The following is a 639-nucleotide window of genomic DNA, read 5'->3' on the forward strand; positions in this document are numbered from 1 at the left end:
GGACAAGCCCTCGGCCTATTAGTACCAGTCACCTCCAGCGGTTACCCGCCTTCCAGATCTGGCCTATCAACCCAGTAGTCTCCTGGGAGCCTTAACCCCTCATGGGGGTGGGAGTCCTCATCTCGAAGCAGGCTTCCCGCTTAGATGCTTTCAGCGGTTATCCCTCCCGAACGTAGCCAACCAGCCATGCCCTTGGCAGAACAACTGGCACACCAGAGGTTCGTCCGTCCCGGTCCTCTCGTACTAGGGACAGCCCTTCTCAAGACTCCTACGCGCACAGCGGATAGGGACCGAACTGTCTCACGACGTTCTAAACCCAGCTCGCGTACCGCTTTAATGGGCGAACAGCCCAACCCTTGGGACCGACTCCAGCCCCAGGATGCGACGAGCCGACATCGAGGTGCCAAACCATCCCGTCGATATGGACTCTTGGGGAAGATCAGCCTGTTATCCCCGGGGTACCTTTTATCCGTTGAGCGACGGCGCTTCCACAAGCCACCGCCGGATCACTAGTCCCGACTTTCGTCCCTGCTCGACCCGTCGGTCTCACAGTCAAGCTCCCTTGTGCACTTACACTCACCACCTGATTGCCAACCAGGCTGAGGGAACCTTTGGGCGCCTCCGTTACTCTTTAGGAGG

1 rRNA gene is annotated in these 639 nt (G+C 58.8%); it reads right to left on the reverse strand.

From position 1 onward, the window contains the following. Window positions 1–639, reverse strand: a 23S ribosomal RNA gene (locus tag ABD357_RS28600); the annotation flags it as partial.

The sequence above is a fragment of the Streptomyces vastus genome, from assembly GCF_039532825.1.
Classification (GTDB): domain Bacteria; phylum Actinomycetota; class Actinomycetes; order Streptomycetales; family Streptomycetaceae; genus Streptomyces; species Streptomyces vastus.